We start from the raw sequence: 13066 nt of genomic DNA, 5'->3' as shown, positions 1-13066 counted from the left end.
CCGCACCCCCGTACCGTGGCTCCGGACCAGACCCCGGTGGCCGCGCGACACCGCCCCGCACACAGCCGGAACTGTCGGCTCGGTGGCGTATGAAGGACAGAGCGCCCGCACCGGACAGGCCCGCACCAACTCGCACCAACCGCTGATCGGGGAACACGCGTGACCGGCCCCCAGTACGACGACCACGACGCCCCTCCGCCCCCGGAGGACGACTGGCAGCCGTCCGACGACGCCTTCCCGCTCGACGCCTTCCCCGACGTCCCCGGCGACCGCCTGCCCGCCACCCGCCGTTCGAACAACGCCGCCAACGGCTCCGGCGGACCGGGCGGTGGCGGAGGCTTCCAGCGCCGCGACGGCGGCGGCAAGGGCGACCGCTTCCCCGGCAAGGGCGACCGGCGCGACCGCGACGGCGAGACCGGCTTCGGCGGCGAGGGCTTCGAACGCGTCCCCCCGCAGGACCTGGCGGCGGAGCAGTCCGTGCTCGGCGGCATGCTGCTCTCCAAGGACGCCATCGCCGACGTGGTCGAGGTGCTCAAGCCCGCCGACTACTACCGGCCCGCCCACGAGCTGATCCACGGCGCGATCCTCGACCTCTACGCCCGCGGCGAGCCCGCCGACCCGATCACGGTGGCCGGCGAGCTCACCAAACGCGGCGAGCTGGTCCGCGTCGGCGGCGCCTCCTACCTGCACACCCTGGTCAACTCCGTCCCCACCGCGGCCAACGCCGAGTACTACGCCGAGATCGTCCACGAACGCGCCGTGCTGCGCCGCCTGGTCGAGGCGGGCACCCGGATCGCCGGCATGGGCTACGCCGCCGAGGGCGACGTCGACGACATCGTCAACGCCGCCCAGGCCGAGATCTACGCCGTCACCGAGCAGCGCACCAACGAGGACTACGCCCCGCTCGCCGACATCATGGAGGGCGCCCTCGACGAGATCGAGGCGATCGGCTCCCGGTCCGGCCAGATGTCCGGCGTCCCCACCGGCTTCGCCGACTTCGACCAGCTCACCAACGGCCTCCACCCCGGCCAGATGATCGTCATCGCGGCCCGTCCCGCGATGGGAAAGTCCACGCTCGCACTGGACTTCGCGCGGGCCTGCTCGATCCACAACAATCTGCCGAGCGTGATCTTCTCGCTCGAAATGGGCCGCAACGAGATCGCCATGCGCCTGCTGTCGGCGGAGGCCCGGGTGGCGCTGCACCACATGCGCTCCGGCAACATGACCGACGACGACTGGACGCGGGTGGCCCGGCGGATGCCCGAGGTGAGCGCCGCACCGCTGTACATCGACGACTCGCCGAACCTGTCGATGATGGAGATCCGTGCCAAGTGCCGGCGGCTGAAGCAGCGCAACGACCTGCGCCTGGTGGTCATCGACTACCTGCAGCTGATGCAGGCCGGTGGCTCGCGACGGGCCGAGAGCCGCCAGCAGGAGGTCTCGGACATGTCCCGAAACCTGAAGCTGCTGGCGAAGGAGCTGGAGATCCCGGTGATCGCGCTCTCCCAGTTGAACCGTGGCCCCGAACAGCGCACCGACAAGAAGCCGATGGTCTCCGACCTGCGTGAGTCCGGCTCGATCGAGCAGGACGCCGACATGGTCATCCTGCTGCACCGCGAGGACGCCTACGAGAAGGAGTCCCCGCGGGCCGGCGAGGCGGACCTGATCGTGGCCAAGCACCGTAACGGCCCGACCGCCACCATCACCGTCGCCTTCCAGGGCCACTACTCGCGCTTCGTGGACATGACCCGCGACGTGACCTGACCGGCACGGTCCGCGCCCATCCCGGGGGGCTGCTCAGCGCCTCGTTTCGTACCTGGTCAGGACCACGCCGCCGGGGAACGTCCGGGTCTCCAGCAGGTTCAGGTTCACCCAGCTGTCCAGCGCGGTGAAGAACGGCGTGCCGCCGCCCACCAGGACCGGGTGGGCGGCGATCACGTACTCGTCGATCAGCCCGGCGCGCACGGCGGCCGCGGCCAGCGTCGCGCCGCCGATGTTCATCGGGCCGCCGTCCTCGGCCTTGAGCCGGGTGATCTCGGCGACGGCGTCGCCGGTGACCAGCCGGGCGTTCCACTCGACCGTGTCGATCGTCGAGGAGAACACGACCTTCGGCGTGTCCCGCCAGTTCCGGGCGAACTCGATCTGCGCCGGGGTGGCGCCGGGCTGTCGGTCGCCGGTCGGCCAGTAGGAGCTCATCGTCTCCCACAGCTTGCGCCCGTACAGCGATAGCTCGGTCTCCTGCTCGTGTTCGAGCCACCACTGGAACAGTTCGGGGCTCGGTCCGCTCCAGTCGATGTCGTCGCCGGCTGCGGCGATGTAGCCGTCCAGGGTCAGATTCATGCCGTAGATCAGTTTCCGCATGGCCCAGCCTTCCGTCCGTGGATGTCCGTCACGAGCGCCGAGAACCTGCCACGAACGATAGGGCGAGGGACTGTCAGAACCAGTGCAGGCAGTGCGGTTCGCGCTCGGCGCGGAACATCGCGTCGGCGCGGGCGGCGGCGGCCGGGTGGTGGGCGCGGATGTGGCCGGCCCGGACCAGGGTGCTGGGGGTGGTGCCGCCGAGGTAGATCGAGCCGAGGTCGCTGATGTCGAGGGACAGGTCGGGCTCGCGGTCGGTGGGGGTGCACTCGGCGCGCCCGTCGCGGACGGTCAGCAGGTGGCGGGTGCGCTCGCCGAGGAACGGGTCGTCGACGTCGAGGACGAGGTCGCCGTCCGCGGACCAGCTGCGGGCGGTGAGGGCGCGGGGGACGTCGAGCAGGCGGACCCAGAGCCAGTCCGTGTGGTTGTCGAGCCGGCCGGCGCCGAAGTCGGCCAGCTGCCAGGGCAGCGGGCTGCCGGGCGGGAGGTGCCGGAACACGACCTCGGTGACCAGGTCGTGGCCGAGCAGGCAGCGGGCCAGCGCGGTGAACGCGGCGTCGTCGAGGGCGACGGTCTCGTCGACCAGCAGGGTGCCGGCGTCGTCTAGGGAGTAGCTGGCGTACCCGTCCGGGGTGCCGTCGGCGTCCCGGTGGAGGGCGATGTAGCGCGGCGTGGGGGCGATCGGAGGGTGCCCGGCCCGCCGGGCCCACCAGCGGGGCGGGCGGGAGAGCGCGCCGGGCTGGGCACGGCGGTAGCGGTCGTAGATCTGCTCCAGCAGGTCGCGGCAGTCGCTGCCGCGGAGCAGTTCGACGGTGCCGGTCGGCTGTTCGCCGGCCCGCGACGGGGCGAGCGCGGCCCGGTTCCGGGGGACGGTCAGCCGCCGGCTGTAGGTGGCCGGGCCGTAGCCGAACCGCCGGTAGATCACCGCCTCGGAGGCCAGCAGCACCGACATGATCTCGCCGCGCTCGCGCAGGTCGGCGAGTTGACGGCGCTTCATCGCGGTGAGCACGCCCTGCCGCCGGTGCGAGGGCAGCACGCCGACGCAGCTGATTCCGGGCACCGGGACGGTCGCCCCGCCGGGCAGCGTCAGCTCGAAGGAGTACGCGCACGCGGTGCCGACCGGCCGCCCGTCCTCGGTGACGGCGAGCAGCCCGCGCTCCGGTTCCAGCGCCGACCACCAGACCCCGCTGCCGTCCTCCTCCGGCGGCGTCGGGAACTTCCCGAACGCGGCGAACACGGTGTCGACGAAGACGTCGAGGTCCTTCTCGGTGGTGGAACGTATCTCCATGGCTGTGCTGCCTCCCCGCAGTCGCCGGACGAATGCCTGCCCCAGTGCAATGGCGGCCCGCTGCCGGGTCAAGCGAATTTGTGCTGGTAGCCTCGCCCGCCGTGACCGAACACGACGATCTGCGACTGTGCCCGCTGCCGGACGAAGTGACGTCGCTGCTGGCCGAGTTGGCCGCACCGCCGCGGCTGGTGGCGCATCTGCGGCTGGTGCACGACGTGGCGGTGCGGCTCACGGACCGGCTCGCGGCGTCCTGCCCGGGGCTGTCGTTCGACCGGGCGGCGGTGCTGTTCGGCGCGGCCACCCACGACATCGGGAAGGCCGTGCACCGCGCCGAGCTGTCCGCCCCCGGTTCGGCGCACGAACCGGCCGGCCGGGAGCTGCTGCTGGCGGCGGGCGTCGCCCCGCGACTGGCCCGCTTCGCGGCCGGCCACGCCACCTGGGGCCCGGACACCGGGGTGGAGGACCTCCTGGTGTCCCTGGCCGACAAGGTGTGGAAGAACAAGCGGCTCCCGGAGCTGGAGGACCTGCTGGTCACCGCCCTGGTCCGGGCCGGCGGCGGCGAGCGGTGGGAGGCGTTCCTCGCCCTGGACGAGCTGCTCACCGAAATCGGCGACGGCGCGGAGCAGCGCCTGGCGTACCAGTCGCTCTTTCCGGCGAGTGTGAGCGCCGCAGGCTCTATGCCAGCGTGACGGTGCTGCGGAAGACGTGTGCGCCGGCGCCGGTCAGCACGGTCTTCGCGCCGTTCGCCGGCAGGAACGCCGACTCGCCCTGGCGGAGGGTCAACTCCTGCCCGTCGGAGGTGAGTTCGACCGTTCCGCCGGTGCAGAACAGGATCTGCGGGGCGTCGCCCGGCAGCACGACGGGGCGCTCGGCGAGGTGGTAGCGGGAGAGCCGGAACTCGTCGATCGGCACCGGGTAGAGCAGCTCGCCGTCCGCGTCGGGCTCGGGGCGCATGATCTCCGGGCGGCCGCTGCGGAAGGCCACCACCTTCAGCAGCTCGGGGACGTCCACGTGCTTCGGGGTGAACCCGCAGCGCAGCACGTTGTCGGAGTTGGCCATGATCTCCACGCCGGTGCCGCGCAGATAGGCGTGCGGCACGCCGGCGCCGAGGTAGAGGGCCTCGCCGGGCTGCAGGCGGACGTAGTTGAGCAGCAGGGCGGCGACCAGGCCCGGGTCGCCGGGGTGCTCGGCGGCGGCGAAGGCGTAGCCGGCCAGCTCGCCGGTCGGGTCGGACGGGGCGGAGGCGGTGACGGCGCGGGCCACCGCGTCCACGGTGGCCCGGCCCTGTTCGCCGGTCAGCGCGAGTGCCTCGGCGAGCGCGCCGGACAGCGCCTCGGGCTCCGGCTCGGTGCGCAGCAGGTCGATCAGCGGGTCCAGCCCGGGCACGTCGAGGGAGGCCATCAGGTCGGCCGCCCCGGCGGGCGTCCGGAAGCCGCACAGGCCCTCGAACTCGCTGAGCGCGCAGACCAGTTCGGGCTTGTGGTTGTCGTCCCGGTAGTTGCGGTGCGACGCGTCGACCGAGATGCCGCGCTGCTCCTCGTCGGCGTAGCCGGCCACCGCCTCGGCCCGGGTGGGGTGGGCCTGGATGGACAGCGGGACGGCGGCGGCCAGCACCTTCAGCAGGAACGGCAGGGTGGGCCCGAACTGCTCGACGGCGGCGGCGCCGAGCTCGGCCGTCGGGTCGGCGGCGATCACCCGGTCGAGCGGCACCGGGCCGTTGCCGCGGTCGACCACCGAGGGCGCACCGGGGTGCGCGCCCATCCACAACTCGGCCTGCGGTCCACCCGGGGCGGGCCGGCCGAGCAGCTCGGGGATGGCGGTCGCCGACCCCCAGGCGTAGTCGCGGACGGTGTTGTCGAGCCGGTCCATCGAGTACTCCCAGATGCGTGCGGGCATGCGTGCGCAGCGGTGGCCCGTGTGCGGGGACCACCGACAATAGCTGACGTCCCTGGTCGCCCGGTGGTGCCAGTGATCACTCTCCTGGGCGCGCCGACCCGGCATCGGAGGGGTCTTCCGGAGAGGGTGGACGGTAATCGGGGCCGATCGGGCCCGCGACCGAACACCGACCAGGGGAGCAGCCGTGACCGCGTCACCGCCCGACGAGAACGCCGAGGGCCGTGGGGCGGGTGCCGCGCCGCCCTTCCGCCCGCTGGAGGTCGATGTCTTCACCGGTCCGGAGAGCGCGTTCTTCGCCACCTCCAGCCTGATCATGGGCGAGCGCACGGCGATCCTGGTGGACGCCCAGCTGACCCGCAGCGCGGGCCGGGAGCTCGCCGAGTGGATCGCGGCCAAGGGCCGGCAGCTGCTGGCGATCGTGGTCACCCACCAGCACCCGGACCACTACTTCGGCGCGGACGAGGTGCTGCGGCTGTTCCCGGACGCGCAGCTGCTGGCCGCGCCGACGGTGGTGGAGGGCATCCGGCAGACCGCGGCGGCCAAGGTGGCGCAGTGGAAGCCGATCTACGGCGACGACATCCCCGACCAGCCGCTGCTGCCCGCCCCGCTGCTGCCGCAGCCGCTGATGATCGACGGCCAGCTGATCCGGGTGCTGACGCTCGGCCAGGCCGACAGTGCGGGCTCCACGGTGGTGTACCTGCCGAGCATCCACACCGTGCTGGCGGGCGACTTCGTCTACAACGGCACCCACGTCTGGACGGCCGACACCGACCCGGCCGCCCGCGGCCAGTGGTCGCACAACCTGGGCCGGATCGCCGATCTCCGGGTGGACCGGGTGATCGCCGGGCACCGCGCCCCCGGCATGGACGACGCGGCGCACCGGGTGCTGGGCTTCACCGCCGAATACCTGCGCGACTTCGACGAGGCACTGGCCGACCACCCGCAGGACGCCGAGGCGCTGGCCACCGCCATGAACGAGCGCTACGGCGGCCTGACCCTGCCGGCCATCCTGGAGCTCGGCGCGGCGGCGAACGTCGGCCGCGGCCGCATCCCGCAGGAGGACAACGACATCATCGACGCGGAGATCGTCGAGGAGGGGCCGGAGGACGAGCCGGGCGACGAGCGGTGATACTGCGCGGATGACGCAGTTGCCGTACGACGCGGTGGTGGCGGCCGGCGGGGCGGGCCGGCGGCTCGGCGGCGCGGACAAGCCGGCCCTGACGGTCGGGGGACGCCCGCTGCTGGACCGGGTGCTGACCGCCTGTGCCGGAGCCCGCCGGACCCTGGTGGTCGGCCCGCGACGGCCCACCGACCGCACCGACGTCCACTGGCTCCGGGAGAACCCGCCCGGCGGCGGCCCGCTGGCCGCGGTGGCCGCCGCGCTCCCCGAGGTGTCGGCCCCGCTGGTCCTGCTGCTGGCCGCGGACCTTCCCTTCCTGGACCCCCTTACCGTGGCCCGGCTGGTGGCCGCGGTCGGCGACACGGACGGCGCCCTGCTGGTCGACGCCGACGGCCGCGACCAGCCACTCGCCGCCGCGTACCGCACCGCCGCGCTGCGCGACGCACTCGCGTCGCTCGGCGACCCGGCCGGCCGGCCACTGCGGGCGATGACCGCAGGCCTGCACCTGCTCCGGGTGCCCGACCCGGCAGGCGCGTCCTTCGACTGCGACACCCCGGCCGAACTGGCCTCGGCCCGGCGGCGGGCGGCGGGGCAGCCCTGAGACGGGCCACCGGGGGCCGGGCGCAGGGCCGCGGGTCGGCGTTCCGTGGGCCGGGCGGGCACGCCGGTGGGGTGGGGCCGGTGCGTGGCGCTGCGGCCGGAAGCGGCCTGCGGTGGCCGGGATCGGGCAGCATGGGCGTCATGGAGCGCACATTGGACGAGTGGATGGCTGCGGCCGCCGCCGAACTGGGGCTGGATCTGGCGGTGGACGTCCGGGGCCTGCTGGACATGACGCGGGTGGTGGCGCACGGCGTGGAGCGCCCGGCGGCGCCGTTGACGGCGTTCCTGGTCGGGTACGCGGCGGCGCGGAACGGCGGCGGGGCCGAGGCGGTGGCCGAGGCGTCGGCGAAGGCGACCGCGCTGGCCGAGCGTTGGGCTGCCGAGGCGGACGGCCCGGCGCAGCGGTGAGCGGCGTGGCAGGCCGGACGACGGTGGACCCGGCCGGTGCGGTGGGGCCGGCCGCGACCGTGCGTGGCTGCCCGTGGCCGCTGGCCCGGCGGACCGCGCGGGCGGCGGTGCGCGCGCTGCCGGTGGAGCTGCTGCCGGCCGCGGCCGCGGTCGGGCGGACCCTCGCCGAGCCGTTGACCGCGCTCACCGACCTGCCCGCCTTCGACACTTCGGCGATGGACGGCTGGGCGGTGGCCGGGCCGGGGCCGTGGCGGCTGTCCGGCCGGGTGCTGGCCGGCCAGAGCTGCGCCCCGCTCGCGGACGGCGCGGCGGTGGAGATCGCCACCGGCGCCCAGCTGCCGTCCGGCGCCACCGGGGTGCTCCGCCGCGAGCGCGGCCGGGTGGTCGAACTCCCGGACGGCACTGCCCAGTTGCACGGTGAGGTCGGTCCGGGCCAGGACGTCAGGCCGCGCGGGCAGGAGTGCCGCCGGGGCGAGGAGCTGCTGCCCGCCGGGCTGCCGGTGACCCCGGCGGTGCTCGGCCTGGCGGCTGCCGCCGGGCACGACCGGCTGGCCGTGCGCCGCCGACCGACCGTCGAACTGCTGCTGCTGGGCGACGAGTTGCTGACCTCGGGGATTCCCGCCCCGGGCCGGGTGCGGGACGCGCTGGGGCCGCTGCTGCCGCCGTGGCTGGCCGCCGCGGGGGCCGAACTGCTCGGCAGCCGCTACGTCCGGGACGACTTCGGGCTGCTCCGGGACGCGATCCGGCACTCGCCCGCCGACCTGGTGCTGACCACCGGCGGCACCGCGGCCGGGCCGGTGGACTTCCTGCACGCCGCGTTGGCGGCCACCGGCGGACATCCGCTGGTGGACGGGGTCGCGGTGCGGCCCGGGCACCCGATGCTGCTGGCCGCGCTGCCGGGCGGCCGACACCTGGTGGGCCTGCCGGGCAACCCGCTGGCGGCCGTCGCCGGCGCCGTGACCCTCGCGCTCCCGCTCCTGCACGCGCTGTCCGGCCGCAGCACCGGGGCCGGGCCGACCGAAACGCTGGCCACCGCCCTCCCGGGCCACCCGGCGGACACCCGGCTGCACCCCGTCCGCCGCACCCCCGCCGGCCTCGCCCCGCTGCCGTACGACGGCCCGGCGATGCTGCGCGGCCTGGCCCGGGCGGACGCCCTGGCCGTGGTGCCGCCCGGCGGCCTGACGGCGGGGGAGCGCGCCGAGGTGCTGCCGCTGCCCTGACCGGCCGGGCGGATGTTCCACGTGGAACCGACACCTGGAACCGGGCGGTGGAGCCGCCGGTCAGACCGTGACCGGGGTGGCCGGCTTGATGACGATCAGGCGGTCGGTGAGTTGGAGGACGGCCGCCTCGGGTTCGGTGTAGTTGAGCACGCGGCGGCCGCGGACCACGGCCACCACCAGGTCGGGGAGGTCGCGGGGGCTCTGGCCGGCCTCGGCCTTGGTGACGGGGCGCTCGGCGACGTCCAGGCCGTTGCCGTAGGTGAGCAGGTCCTCCATGACGGCGCCCGCGTTGGGGCTGAGCATCGACATGCCGAGCAGGCGGCCGGCCGAGCTGGAGGAGGTGACCACCACGTCGGCGCCGCTCTGCCGCAGGAGGGGGGCGTTCTCGTCCTCGCGGACGGCGGCGACCACGGTGGCGCCCCGGTTGAGCTGGCGGGCGGTCAGGGTGATCAGCGCGGCGGTGTCGTCGCGTTCGGGGGCGACCACGACCTGCGCGGCGCGCGGCAGTTCGGCGCGCATCAGGGTCGCGGTGCGGGTGGCGTCGCCGAGCACGCCGACCAGGCCGTCGTGGGTGGCCTGGTCGATGGCGCGGGGCTGCGGGTCGACCACCACGATGGAGTCCTTCGGGACGCCCTGGCCGAGCAGGGTGTCCACCGCGCTGCGGCCCTTGGTGCCGTAGCCGATGACGACGGTGTGGTCCCGCACGATGTGCCTCCAGCGTTCGATCCGCCACTGCAGGCGGGTGCGTTCGGTGAGCACTTCGAGAGTCGTGCCGACCAGGATGATCAGGAAGACCACGCGCAGCGGCGTGATCACGAGGATGTTCACCAGCCGCGCGCCGTCGCTCACCGGGGTGATGTCGCCGTAGCCGGTGGTGGAGAGGGTGACGGTGGCGTAGTACGCCGCGTCGAGCAGGCTGACCGAGCCGTTCGCGCTGTCGTTGTAGCCGTCGTGGTCGGCGTACACGATCAGCGTGGTCGCCACCAGGACGCCCAGGGCCAGCAGCAGGCGGCGGGCGACCTGACGCATCGGCGGGCGGGTCCGCCGGGCGGGCAGCGCGATCCGGCGGGCGGGGTCGGTGTCTTCGGTGCCCTGGTCCCGGAAACGACTGAGCGTCAGACGGGACGGTCGGGCACCCGGGTCGTTGGGTGGATTGGAGTTCGACACAGGCACAAGGATGGGGGGTGGGGGCGTCACCGGCCGACCCCGGGGGCGGAGTGTCGCCACCCTGTCCACCGGGGGCACCGACCCTTGACGGACTGCCCGTTGACGGCGGGGGGCCGGGGCGTCCCGCAGGCCGGGGCGTAGCGTGGCGGTCATGCGAGCCATCACGATTTCCGAGCCCGGCGGCCCTGAGCGGCTGGTCTGGGCCGAGGTTCCCGATCCCGTTCCGGCGGCCGGCGAAGTGCTGGTCGAGGTCGCCGCCACCGCGGTCAACCGGGCCGACCTGCTGCAGCGCCAGGGCCTCTACGATCCGCCGCCCGGCAGTTCGCCCTACCTCGGCCTGGAGTGCGCGGGCCGGATCTCCGCGCTCGGGCCCGGCGTGGCCGGCTGGGCGGTCGGCGACGAGGTGTGCGCGCTGCTCGCCGGCGGCGGCTACGCCCAGCAGGTCGCCGTCCCGGTCGGCCAACTGCTGCCGGTGCCGAAGGGGTTGACGCCCGCGCAGGCCGCGGCGCTGCCCGAGGTGGCGTGCACGGTGTGGTCGAACGTGTTCCAGGTCGCGCACCTGCGCCCCGGCGAGACGGTGCTGCTGCACGGCGGCGCCAGCGGAATCGGCACCATGGCGATCCAGCTGGCCAAGGCGATCGGCGCCCGGGTCGCGGTCACCGCCGGCAGCCCGGAGAAGCTCGCCCGGTGCGCGGAGCTCGGTGCGGACGTACTGATCGACTACCGCCGGCAGGACTTCGTCGCCGAGCTCGCCGCGCTCGGCGGGGCCGACGTCATCCTCGACATCATGGGCGCCAAGTACCTGCAGCGGAACGTGGACGCCCTCGCGGTCAACGGCCGCGTCGTGGTGATCGGCATGCAGGGCGGCAGCAAGGCCGAGATCAACCTGGCCACCCTGCTGACCAAGCGGGCCGCGCTGGTCGCCACCAACCTGCGCGGGCGTCCGCTCGCGGAGAAGGCGGCGATCGTCGCCGCGGTGCGCGAGCACGTCTGGCCGCTGGTCGAGGCGGGCGTGGTCCGGCCCGTGGTGGACCGGGTCCTGCCGATCGCCGAGGCCGCCGAGGCGCACCGCGTGGTCGAGGCCGGAAACCAGGTCGGAAAGGTCGTCCTGGAGGTGTGAGCGAGGGGCTCGGGGCGGCGGAAATGCCCGGAATGTCCCAGTGTGTGAGGCTGGAGCCAAGCTGTTCCGCCTCCGTCCGCACCCCGGTGCGGGCGACCGTCGGGAGGACCTGCTTTCCATGCTCGCTCGCCGCCGCCCCGTGCCCCCGGCCCCGCGCCGCACCCCCGCCGCCCGCCCCGGCGCGCTGCTCCGCAGAGCCGCGTTGACCGGCCTGGCGCTGCCGCTGCTGCTGGCCGCCCCCGTCTTCGCCGCCGATCCGGCGACCGACTTCCGACAGCAGGCCCGGGCGCAACTGGACGCCGCCCGGCAGCAGGCGCAGGCGGAGCTGGACGCCGCGCAGGGACAGGCCGCGGAGCAGGGCGCGCAGGTCGCCGCGGCGGTGGAGTCCAGGCAGCCGACGGCGCCGACCGACGGCGCGATATCCGGGACGGCCCCGGCCGTCCCCGTCCCGGTCCCGGTGCCCGCCGCCCCGAGCGCGACCCGGACGACGGGCTCCCCGAGCCCCATACCCGCCGGACCGGCCGCGCCGTCCCGTGCACCGGCAGCCGTCGCCGCCGCCCCGTCCGCCCGGCCGACCGCCGCCGTCCCGATGGCCGGGCCCGCCGGTCCGACCGCCGTCCCGCCGTCCGTCCCGGCCGAGCCGTCGCCGTCCGCGGAGCACCCCGCCGAGCCCGCCGAGTCCGGCTCCGAGCCGGCCGCCGAGCCCCCGGCCGCCCCGAGCGCGGAGCCGACGGGCGCCCCGTCGAACGACCCGGAGCCGTCCCGGCCCGGGTGGGCGCACCATCATCGGCCGGCGGTGCCCCCGACCCCGGTCTCGGCGCCGACCGCGCCCGCGGCGCAGCCGGAGCCGGCGGCGGCCGGGACGGGCGGCGGCGGCGGGGACGGCGGGCAGCCGGCGGCACCCGGGCCGGGTGCGCCGGGAACAGCGGGGACGCCGGGCGTGGCCGGGGGGAGCGACGAGGACGCGGCCGCCCCGGCGGCGGGCGGCGGTGCGGACGACGCGGTGGTCGCGGGCGGGGCGCCGCAGGCCGGCCCGGTGGTGCCGGCGGGGCCGCTGCACCTGGGCGACCCGTCCGCGCAGCAGCTGCCGCTGGGCGTCGGACTGGGCATGATCGGACTGGGCCTCGGCCTGGTCGGAATGAAGCTGCGCCGGCGGTGAGGCCGCGCGACGCGGGCGCCCGCCGGGTGGGACGATCCGGATACCAGGTTCGTTGACCTCCGCGGTGGACGACGAATATGAAGGAGCTATGACCTACCCGATGAACGAGCGGTCGCAGCAGGAGCCCCACCAGACGTCGAGCGGGAAGCACGAGGACAGTCCGAAGGTGCTGATCGTCGGACCGGACGGCATGGCGGTGGGCACCGCCCCGGTCGGCGGGCTCGGCCGGGGCGACGACGACGAGGAACCGCGCGAGCTGCCGGTGACCGAGATGGTCGAGCAGCCGGCCAAGGTGATGCGGATCGGCAGCATGATCAAGCAGCTGCTGGAGGAAGTGCGGGCGGCGCCTCTGGACGAGGCGAGCCGGGCCCGGTTGAAGGACATCCACGCCAGCTCGATCAAGGAGCTGGAGCTGGGCCTGGCGCCCGAGCTGGTCGAGGAGTTGGAGCGGCTGTCGCTGCCGTTCGCCGACGACACCATCCCCACCGAGGCTGAACTGCGGATCGCGCAGGCCCAGTTGGTGGGCTGGCTGGAGGGCCTGTTCCACGGCATCCAGACCGCGCTGTTCGCCCAGCAGATGGCGGCGCGGGCGCAGCTGGAGCAGATGCGGCGGGCGCTGCCGCCCGGACTGCACGGTGTGGAAGGGGACTTGGACGAGCAGGGCCCGGGCCGCGGCATGCGTTCCGGCCCGTACCTGTAGTCCGGACGTCGACGCTCCCGGATCCCGGGA

At 74.9% G+C, this 13066-nt stretch carries 11 protein-coding genes and 1 pseudogene; 8 read left to right on the top strand and 4 right to left on the bottom strand.

The window, feature by feature from the left end:
* The first annotated feature begins 273 nt into the window (after positions 1-273).
* Positions 274-1764, top strand: coding sequence for a replicative DNA helicase (dnaB, locus tag ACIQF6_RS08750; RefSeq protein WP_400892201.1), 1491 nt, complete (start codon positions 274-276; stop codon positions 1762-1764).
* Positions 1765-1797: 33 nt separating this feature from the next.
* Here the strand turns inward: dnaB and ACIQF6_RS08745 are convergent, their stop codons facing one another.
* Both ACIQF6_RS08745 and ACIQF6_RS08740 read right to left on the bottom strand, forming a co-directional pair.
* On the bottom strand, positions 1798-2361 hold the full coding sequence (locus ACIQF6_RS08745) for a dihydrofolate reductase family protein (protein WP_400891794.1): 564 nt from the start codon (positions 2359-2361) through the stop codon (positions 1798-1800).
* A 73-nt stretch (positions 2362-2434) separates the two neighbouring features.
* Positions 2435-3646, bottom strand: a complete 1212-nt coding sequence (locus ACIQF6_RS08740; RefSeq protein WP_400891791.1) for a GNAT family N-acetyltransferase — start codon at positions 3644-3646, stop codon at positions 2435-2437.
* A 32-nt stretch (positions 3647-3678) separates the two neighbouring features.
* On the opposite strand from ACIQF6_RS08740, the gene ACIQF6_RS08735 reads away from it, so the two are divergent.
* Positions 3679-4335 (top strand): HD domain-containing protein, encoded by a 657-nt coding sequence (locus tag ACIQF6_RS08735; RefSeq protein WP_400891789.1) that lies wholly within the window; start codon positions 3679-3681, stop codon positions 4333-4335.
* Here the strand turns inward: ACIQF6_RS08735 and manA are convergent.
* On the bottom strand, positions 4322-5515 hold the full coding sequence (gene manA / locus ACIQF6_RS08730) for a mannose-6-phosphate isomerase, class I (RefSeq protein WP_400892199.1): 1194 nt from the start codon (positions 5513-5515) through the stop codon (positions 4322-4324). The two genes, ACIQF6_RS08735 and manA, sit on opposite strands and share 14 nt — an antisense overlap.
* Positions 5516-5726: 211 nt before the next feature.
* On the opposite strand from manA, the gene ACIQF6_RS08725 reads away from it, so the two are divergent.
* The 3 genes and pseudogenes from ACIQF6_RS08725 (at position 5727) to ACIQF6_RS08715 (ending at position 8890) form a co-directional block, all read left to right on the top strand.
* Positions 5727-6671 (top strand): MBL fold metallo-hydrolase, encoded by a 945-nt coding sequence (locus ACIQF6_RS08725; RefSeq protein ID WP_400891787.1) that lies wholly within the window; start codon positions 5727-5729, stop codon positions 6669-6671.
* A 10-nt stretch (positions 6672-6681) separates the two neighbouring features.
* Positions 6682-7670, top strand: a pseudogene (locus ACIQF6_RS08720) (NTP transferase domain-containing protein).
* A gap of 5 nt (positions 7671-7675) precedes the next feature.
* Positions 7676-8890, top strand: coding sequence for a molybdopterin molybdotransferase MoeA (locus ACIQF6_RS08715; RefSeq protein WP_400891785.1), 1215 nt, complete (start codon positions 7676-7678; stop codon positions 8888-8890).
* Between the two features lie 60 nt (positions 8891-8950).
* Here the strand turns inward: ACIQF6_RS08715 and ACIQF6_RS08710 are convergent, their stop codons facing one another.
* Positions 8951-10057 carry a potassium channel family protein gene (locus ACIQF6_RS08710; RefSeq protein ID WP_400891782.1) on the bottom strand — a complete coding sequence of 369 codons (1107 nt, stop codon included), beginning with the start codon at positions 10055-10057 and terminating at the stop codon, positions 8951-8953.
* A 151-nt stretch (positions 10058-10208) separates the two neighbouring features.
* Between ACIQF6_RS08710 and ACIQF6_RS08705 the strand changes: the two genes are divergently transcribed.
* The 3 genes from ACIQF6_RS08705 (at position 10209) to ACIQF6_RS08695 (ending at position 13036) form a co-directional block, all read left to right on the top strand.
* Positions 10209-11177, top strand: coding sequence for an NAD(P)H-quinone oxidoreductase (locus ACIQF6_RS08705; RefSeq protein ID WP_400891780.1), 969 nt, complete (start codon positions 10209-10211; stop codon positions 11175-11177).
* 118 nt (positions 11178-11295) lie between these two features.
* Positions 11296-12336, top strand: a complete 1041-nt coding sequence (locus ACIQF6_RS08700; protein WP_400891777.1) for a hypothetical protein — start codon at positions 11296-11298, stop codon at positions 12334-12336.
* Between the two features lie 88 nt (positions 12337-12424).
* A complete protein-coding gene (locus tag ACIQF6_RS08695; protein ID WP_400891774.1) occupies positions 12425-13036 on the top strand; it encodes a bacterial proteasome activator family protein in 612 nt (203 codons plus the stop codon).
* The last annotated feature ends 30 nt before the right edge of the window (positions 13037-13066 follow it).

Origin of the sequence: Kitasatospora sp. NPDC092948 (assembly GCF_044754805.1) — a bacterium.
Classification (GTDB): domain Bacteria; phylum Actinomycetota; class Actinomycetes; order Streptomycetales; family Streptomycetaceae; genus Kitasatospora.
This window is presented reverse-complemented; position numbering and strand designations above follow the sequence as displayed.

Excerpts from the sequence above, each read along its gene's own strand:
- manA (WP_400892199.1), bottom strand. The coding sequence starts at position 5,515 with ATGGACCGGCTCGACAACACCGTCCGCGACTACGCCTGGGGGTCGGCG.
- ACIQF6_RS08735 (WP_400891789.1), top strand. The coding sequence starts at position 3,679 with ATGCCTGCCCCAGTGCAATGGCGGCCCGCTGCCGGGTCAAGCGAATTT.
- ACIQF6_RS08700 (WP_400891777.1), top strand. The coding sequence starts at position 11,296 with ATGCTCGCTCGCCGCCGCCCCGTGCCCCCGGCCCCGCGCCGCACCCCC.
- ACIQF6_RS08745 (WP_400891794.1), bottom strand. The coding sequence starts at position 2,361 with ATGCGGAAACTGATCTACGGCATGAATCTGACCCTGGACGGCTACATC.
- ACIQF6_RS08695 (WP_400891774.1), top strand. The coding sequence starts at position 12,425 with ATGACCTACCCGATGAACGAGCGGTCGCAGCAGGAGCCCCACCAGACG.
- ACIQF6_RS08740 (WP_400891791.1), bottom strand. The coding sequence starts at position 3,646 with ATGGAGATACGTTCCACCACCGAGAAGGACCTCGACGTCTTCGTCGAC.
- ACIQF6_RS08705 (WP_400891780.1), top strand. The coding sequence starts at position 10,209 with ATGCGAGCCATCACGATTTCCGAGCCCGGCGGCCCTGAGCGGCTGGTC.